The organism is Thermus sp. 2.9 (genome assembly GCF_000794385.1).
Classification (GTDB): domain Bacteria; phylum Deinococcota; class Deinococci; order Deinococcales; family Thermaceae; genus Thermus; species Thermus thalpophilus.
Genome location: NZ_JTJB01000058.1, coordinates 1 through 6805 on the forward strand (window position 1 = coordinate 1; position 6805 = coordinate 6805).

General features: G+C 62.8%; 7 protein-coding genes and 1 pseudogene. All 8 read left to right on the forward strand.

Annotated features, from left to right (window positions below; genetic code table 11):
* Nucleotides 1-214, forward strand: a pseudogene (locus QT17_RS12740) (hypothetical protein); the annotation flags it as partial.
* A gap of 923 nt (nucleotides 215-1137) precedes the next feature.
* A complete protein-coding gene (locus tag QT17_RS12745; protein WP_235283935.1) occupies nucleotides 1138-2220 on the forward strand; it encodes a TROVE domain-containing protein in 1083 nt (360 codons plus the stop codon).
* Between the two features lie 16 nt (nucleotides 2221-2236).
* The gene (locus tag QT17_RS12750) at nucleotides 2237-2668 is read left to right on the forward strand and encodes a YbjN domain-containing protein (protein ID WP_039460561.1); all 432 of its coding nucleotides are present in this window, start codon (nucleotides 2237-2239) and stop codon (nucleotides 2666-2668) included.
* Nucleotides 2669-2736: 68 nt separating this feature from the next.
* Nucleotides 2737-3198: a YbjN domain-containing protein gene (locus QT17_RS12755; RefSeq protein WP_039460563.1), complete on the forward strand. Its 462-nt coding sequence runs from the start codon at nucleotides 2737-2739 to the stop codon at nucleotides 3196-3198.
* Between the two features lie 10 nt (nucleotides 3199-3208).
* Nucleotides 3209-3478, forward strand: a complete 270-nt coding sequence (locus tag QT17_RS12760; RefSeq protein ID WP_039460565.1) for a hypothetical protein — start codon at nucleotides 3209-3211, stop codon at nucleotides 3476-3478.
* A 48-nt stretch (nucleotides 3479-3526) separates the two neighbouring features.
* Entirely contained in the window at nucleotides 3527-4651 is a 1125-nt protein-coding gene (locus tag QT17_RS13845; protein WP_039460567.1) for an AAA family ATPase, read from the forward strand.
* A gap of 11 nt (nucleotides 4652-4662) precedes the next feature.
* Complete coding sequence (locus QT17_RS13485) at nucleotides 4663-6135, forward strand: VWA-like domain-containing protein (protein WP_081995828.1); 1473 nt, start codon at nucleotides 4663-4665, stop codon at nucleotides 6133-6135.
* Nucleotides 6132-6805 (forward strand): PD-(D/E)XK nuclease family protein (locus tag QT17_RS12775; protein WP_039460569.1); only part of this gene is annotated, 674 nt, incomplete at its 3' end. The genes QT17_RS13485 and QT17_RS12775, both read left to right, overlap by 4 nt.

Here is a 6805-nt window from a genome sequence, read left to right on the forward strand (position 1 = left end):
GGAGGTGCGGTGGGGGGTGGCGAAAAACCCCAACACGCCCCGGAAGCCCTCGACCGCCTGGCGGGAGAGTGGGGACGAGGGGGTTCGGAAAGCGGTGGCACTAAACCCCAACACCTCCCCAGAAACCCTAAAGCGCCTGGCGGGGGATAGGCGTTGGGAGGTGCGGAAAGCGGTGGCGGGGAATCCCAAAACTCCCCCCGAAAGCCCTCGATAGCGCGTAACCCGAATACACCCCCCCATTCCCCAGCCCGCCCGAGAGGGCCCGGATTCTTCTAAATCCGGGGCATCCCCCACAAGCCTCCAACGGGTGAGAAGCGATTGCGCCCGCCTAGGGTACGCAGGGGGTGCGCTTGGCCCGTACCCAAACGTCTGGAGCGAAACGTGCTTCCGTTGTCTGCAAAATTGTGTCCCCATGGGATAAGAAGCCTCTTTGGCTAACCTAGCGGGTTGACAGATTGCCTGGACTCCTTTAAGCTCAATCCTTGCCCGGAGGCGATGCGCTTCCGTTCCTTCGCAGGGTGAGGCTCGCCGCATGAGTCTGCAACCTGGGGTTCCTTACGGAGCGCGAACATCCCCGGGCTTTTTCAAACGAAAAGGTCGGTTTGGCAGGCGGTAGGTTAGGTTAAAGGTTAATTTCCCCGGCAAAATCTAACCAACTATTCCCGTGATAAGCGTTGAGCGTATTGGGGAGCCCATGCCGCGCTTGGCGCAGAAGGGGGTACGCACGTGTCCTTCAATCCTGTTCAGAGGACGGATGGCCTTTTGACCCATCAGGGGGGGCCGGGTTTTGCGCCTGACCCCAAAAAGGAACTTTTGCTCCTCGTGGCTGGCAGTCTCTTTTCTGGTGACCTGTTCTATGAGGACAAGGAAGCGAGGGAGAGACGCTTCGCTGAACTCGCGGCGCGGGTGACGCGGGAGGACCCCGAGTTTGTTTCCATTCTCGCCACGTACGCCCGCCAAGTTTTGGGCCTTCGCTCGGGTCCCGCCGCGCTCCTTGCCCACCTGTTTTGGTGGGGCCCTAGAGAGGTGGCCCTTGGGACGGCTCCGCGGGTATGGCTAAGAGGGGATGAGCATCTGGAGACCCTTGCTTACACCAAGGCTCAGGGCTGGAAGCTTAAGAAATCCTTGAAGAAGGCCGTGGCGGAACGTCTTAACGCCATGAGTCCCCACGCCATCTTGAAATACAGCAAGAAGGGCCATGCCTTTAGCCAAAGGGACGCGATCCTCCTCACCCATCCAAGGCCCAGGGACATGGCCCACGCCATGGTATATGAGTGGCTCGTGCGGGGGAAAAAGGCCCTCCCCGAGGCTCAGGCCTTCGTGGCTCACCTCAAAGAAGAACGGCCTACCTGGGAGCGGATCCTTTCGGCGAAGGGAAGCTCCCCCGAGGCTTGGAGGGAGGCCATCCCCCACATGGGGCCCATGGCTCTGGTGCGAAACTTAACCAACCTGCATCGTCACGGCCTTTTAGAGGACCCTCGGGTGCTGGACCAGCTTGTCGCCCAACTGGGTCGGCGGAAGGGCGGACGATCCGACCTTTTCCCCCACCAGTGGCTCATGGCCCTCTTCCGGGGTGAGCAAGAGGGATGGCCGGAGAGGGTGTTGCATGCCCTGGTTGAGGCCCTCGAGGCCAACCTCCCGCCCGTGCCCTTGCAGGGGGACAGTTTGATTTTAGTGGACGTTTCGGGTTCCATGTTCGCGCCCTTATCGGGGCGGGGCGAGGCCACCTACGCCCTGGCGGCCGCAAGCCTCGGGGCCCTGCTTTACCGTCACACGGGCGGTGGGTTGCTGGGATTTGACGACGAGCTCCATCCGGTGGACCTTCCTCCCAGCGCCCCCTTGCTCGCTTTGGTGAAGACCCTCCTTACATCAGGGGCCAGGGGGGGTACCTTTTTGGGAAGAGCCTTACGGGAGGTCCTACCCGGGTTTGGCGGATCTAGGGTGGTGATTTTCACCGATGAACAGGTGGCCGACGACGCTGCCACACCCTTGCTCCGCTGGCTTCGGAAGGCGGAAGACCGCAAGGCTTATGTGGTTAACCTGGCGGGCTACGGTCGCCTAGCCTTCCCCGAGACGGGGGTGTATCGCCTAGCTGGGTTCAGCGACCACCTGCTTGAGTTCCTACTACTCCTCGAGGCCAAGGAGCCGGGATCGTGGATGGCGGATCGGTTGGGGGACCTGGGGACGACAGCACCTGACGCGGGAGAGGAGGAGGCTTAGAGGCGGGAGGTGGAGTATGGTCTGGCAGGAACAGAGCCTGACGCCCAAGCAGAGGTTGGTCTACGATCTCTTGCGCCACGTGCCCGGCTTCCGTCCCTTTCTTGATCCCGAGGGAAACACGGTGTTGCTATTCAAGGAATCCGGCGGGGAAGCGCTGGCCTTGGTGGGGGTGGGTTGGCAATCAGAGGAAGCCATTCTCGTCCTCCAGGCTCGGGTGGAGGGGTTGGGGGAGTTTTCTCCCAGCCTGGCCAACGCCTGGAACGCGGCGAAACGGTGGCCTAGGGCGTGGGTGCGGGAGGGAGGTGTTGTCCTCGACTTTCAGGTTTTCCTTCCCGGCGAGGTGGATGTGGAACTCCTGGGCTCGCTCCTCCTACCTGTGCTGGCGGGGGTTGGGGAATTCCTCAGCTGGGCGGTTGAAAGGACGCGCGAAATGCCCCCGGTGGCCTGAGCGGGGCTGGGAAAATAGCAGAAGAGGGGCGAAGCGATGCTAGGGTGACACTCCACGAGGAGGGAAATATGGATGGGATTGGACCCTTGAGCCGCCAGAGAGTGGGAGAAGTCTTGCAGGAGTTGGGGCTACGCTTCCTAACTGACGCGGATGGGGACTTTGTGGTCCTCTTGAAAGAGAATGCGGCAAACTCCATGGCCATGGTGATGGTGAGTGTCCAAGGGAGTGAGGACGAGATCCTCACCATCCAGGCTATGGTGCAAAACGCCCCGCCCCTTTCGTCGGGGGAAGCCCTGGGGAAGGCCAACGAGTGGAACGCAACGAGGCGCTGGCCCCGCGCTTTCGTCAAGGATGGCCACTTCTTTTTGGACTTCCACCTGGACCTGGAAAAGGGCGTTCACAAGGAACTTTTGAAGGATGTGGTGGCAACGGTATTGGCGGGGGTGAGCCAGTTCCTTCTTTGGCTCGGAGGGAATGGGGAGGAAGATACGTTGCGGGCTATCCTTCGCCGACTGTCTGGGTCTATGTAGGGGGTGGACGATGCCGATCAAGTACAACCCTTTTACCGGTCGTTACGAGTACGCCGAGGAAGACCAGGATCCGGTGCAGAACGAGTACGAGGGCGGCTACGAGATGGGTCGTCAGGATGAGGCGAGCTTCTCCCCCTTTACCCTGCGCTACAGCAAGAAGGGAAACCGCCTAGTGGACAAGTGGAACCCCTATAAGGGGAGATACGAGCAGGTTCCGGAAGACTGGGACATTCGCTATAACCCCTACAGCGGCGAGTACGAGTTCGGTCCAGAGGAATAACCTGCCGGAAGGCCCCGGGGTGTGTTCTTTCGGGTGTGGAAGGGTGGGATGAGTTATCGCCAGAACCTAGAGGTGATCCTGACAGCCCTGGTGGCCCGCGTTCCCCTGTACATAGAGGGGGCCCCAGGCGGGGGTAAAACGGCGGCGGTGGAGGCGGTGGCCCAGTGGTTGGGCCGGCCCTTGGTCACGGTGGTCGGGGCTACCCGGGACCGGACGGACTTTGGGGGTTGGCCCCGCTACCACGCGGGGGAGGACCGGGTAAAGCTCTACCCTTTCCCCTGGGTGCAGGCTTTAGTGGAGGCGGGGGAACGGGGAATTCTCTTTCTGGACGAGATGAACGCCAACGAGGAGATCTTCCCCGTCCTCTTGCGGATCCTAGCGGAGCGCTACATCGGGGACATCCCCTTTCAGGGGGACGTGCTGGCGGCGGGAAACCCGGAGGAGCTCTCTGTGGCCGGCCTGGTACTGCCGCCGCCGGTGGCTAACCGGGTGATCCACTACCGTTGGAAGGTGCTCCCCACGGAATGGGCGGAGGGGATGCGGTGGGGCTTTGAGCGCTTCTACCGGGAATTGCCCTCCTTGCCACCCCGGGAGGTGGTGGAGGTCCATATCCGGGAGGCGAGAGCCCTGGTGGCGGCCTATGTGGAGCGGAATCCTTCTGTCCTGCACAACCCCAACCCTAATCGCCTACATGGTCCTTGGCCTTCGCCTAGGTCCTGGGAACTCCTGGCGCGGTTTGTTGGGGCGGCCCGGGCCCTGGGTTTTGGGGAAGAAACCCAGGCTTTGGGGGCAATAGGGGCGGTGGGGGAGGAGGGGCACGGCTTCCTCACCTTTGTGCGGAACCTGGACCTGCCCACGCCGGAGGAGCTTTTGGCGGACCCGGGGCGGCTTCCCCGGCGGGAGGATGCCGCCTACGTGGCCCTGATGGGGCTGGGCGCCTATGTCCTGGACCACCTGACCCCGGAGAACTGGAACCGGGCCTGGAAGGTGCTCAAGCGGGCGGCGGAAGAGGGCCGGGCGGACCTGGCGGCCCGCGCCGCCGAGGCTTTAGTGAGGGGCTACAGGGAAGCTGACGACAGTAAACGCATGGGTTTGATGCTCCCAAGGGAGGAGGTTCGGGCCTTTCGGGACCTTCTCCAACTGGTTGAGCGCATGGAGGGTGCCAGGTCTTAAGTGGGGGTCAGATGGGCAAGGGCACGTTTCGCGTGGACGCCACCGGGGGTTCCTTTGAGCGACTCCGGGCGGCGCGGGTTGTCTTGGCCCAGCGCTTTCCCTACCTTGCGTCGGTTCTATTCCAGGTGCGATTGGTGGAAACGGAGGCGGTGGCCACCATGGCGGTGGATGACCGACTACGGGTTTACTTCAACCCCGAGTGGACAGCTTCCTTGGGGGACGGGGAGCTTTTGGGGGTTCTCTTCCACGAGGTGAGCCACTGGCTTAGGGGCCACACCGGAGAGCGGGGGCGGCTGCTGCTTCGGGCCTTGGCACAGGATCTTCCGTGGGAACACGCCCGTGTTGTGCAGAATCTGGCCGCCGACCTGGCGGTGAACGGGGACTTGAGGGATATGAATTTAGCCCTGCCCGAGGGGAGTGCCTTTCCCGAGGACTTCGGTCTTCCTCTCCATGAGACCATGGAGGCCTACGCTGAGGCCCTAAAGGTTCGTGAGCTCCAAAGGGACGCAAATCGGGGGGGCTCAAGGAGAAATTCAGGCCAAGGAGGCTCAAGTCAACGAGGCTCAAGGAGAAAGTCAAGTCAAGGAGGCTCAAACCAAGAAGACTCAAGTCAAGGAGGCTCAAGGAGAAACTCAAGGCAAGAAGGCTCGATCCAAGGAGGCTCAAACCAAGAAGAGGGTGAAGACGGGCGGGGCACCTTCCCCGAAGACTCCGGCCTACCTCTCCATGCTAGGCCAAAGAGGCTTCGAGTTCTTCAGGATCTCTGGCCCGAGCTAGGGGAGCTCCAGGAGGCCGTAGACCGGGAAGCGCCGGGCCTGGGGGAGGTGATGGGGGAGGGGGTACGGCGGGAGGTGGCCTGGGAAATCTTACGCCACACCCAAAGCCGAAGCCGGGGCACGGTTCCCTTGGGCCTGGAACGCTGGGCCCGCGAACGCCTGGAGGGCAGGGTGGACTGGCGGGCCCTTCTCCGGCGGGCCCTACGGCAAGCCCTGCTCTCCTTGCGGCAGCGGCGCTTTCCCAATTACGCGTTGCCTCACCGGCGGGCGGAGGCCCTGGACCCCTTCATCCTGCCGGGAAAACACGGTCGTAAGCCGCGGGTGGGGGTGGTGGTAGACACATCGGGGAGCGTGAGCGAGGGGATGCTGGCGCAGGCTTTGGCGGAGGTGGAGCGGATGGTTGCGGCGGGGGCGGTGATGACGGTATACGGGGTGGACGCTGAGGTGCACACGGCGGTGCGGGTGTCCCGGCGGGGCCAGGCTAGGAGGCTCGTGCTCGGGGGTGGGGGCGGCACAGACATGGGGAGGGGCTTGAAGGCGGCACTGGCGGACGGGCACGACCTGGTGGTGGTCCTCACGGATGGCTACACCCCCTGGCCATCGGCCCCGCCACAGGCTAGGGTGGTGGTGGGCCTCCTGGGGGACGGACCCGAGGGGCCCCCCTGGGCCAAGACGGTGCGTATCGAGCTGGAGGATTCGCCAGTATGACGGGGAAAACCCTCACGGTTACGGACATCGCCTCTTTTGTCCGGCTACAGTTCTGCGGGAGGTACTTGGCCTTCCAGGCGGGTAAAGGAGGCCCCCAGGTTCAAAAGATCTTGGACAAGTATTTAACTTTAGCGGATCCCACGTATCAGGAGGTCGGGCTTCGCTCGGAGCGCGCGTTAGAGGAGTTTTTGGAGAAGAGGGGCTTTGCGCGGATCGAAGAGGGGTTGACCTGGAGAGAACTGGGGGACAGAATACGCGAGGTTCGTCGGGGCCAGTCCCTCTTCGCGCGGGAAGTAGGGGTTGAGGGGGAGGTTGGAGCTTTTACCCTCCAGGGGCGCTTGGACTTCGTCCTCCTCCGTTGGGAGGAGGGCGCTCCCCGCTTGCGCATTTTGGAGCTGAAGGCCACCCGGCGGGACCGGAGCTACCACTACGCCCAGCTGGCTCTGTACGCGCTTCTTCTAGAGGGGCAGAGCCTTTTTTGGGAAGGAAAGCCCATTCCCGTGGAGTATCGCTTGGTCCGCGCCGACCCTGGTACCCTGCAGGTGGAGCCGCCCCTTGACCCTTGGTCCTTTGAGGAAGAGGCGCTTTTCGTTCAAGCCAAGGAGGACATGAGGGCCCTACTTGCCCAGGGAGGGGTGGTGGAAACCATCCTCAGCGCCGCGGATCCCTT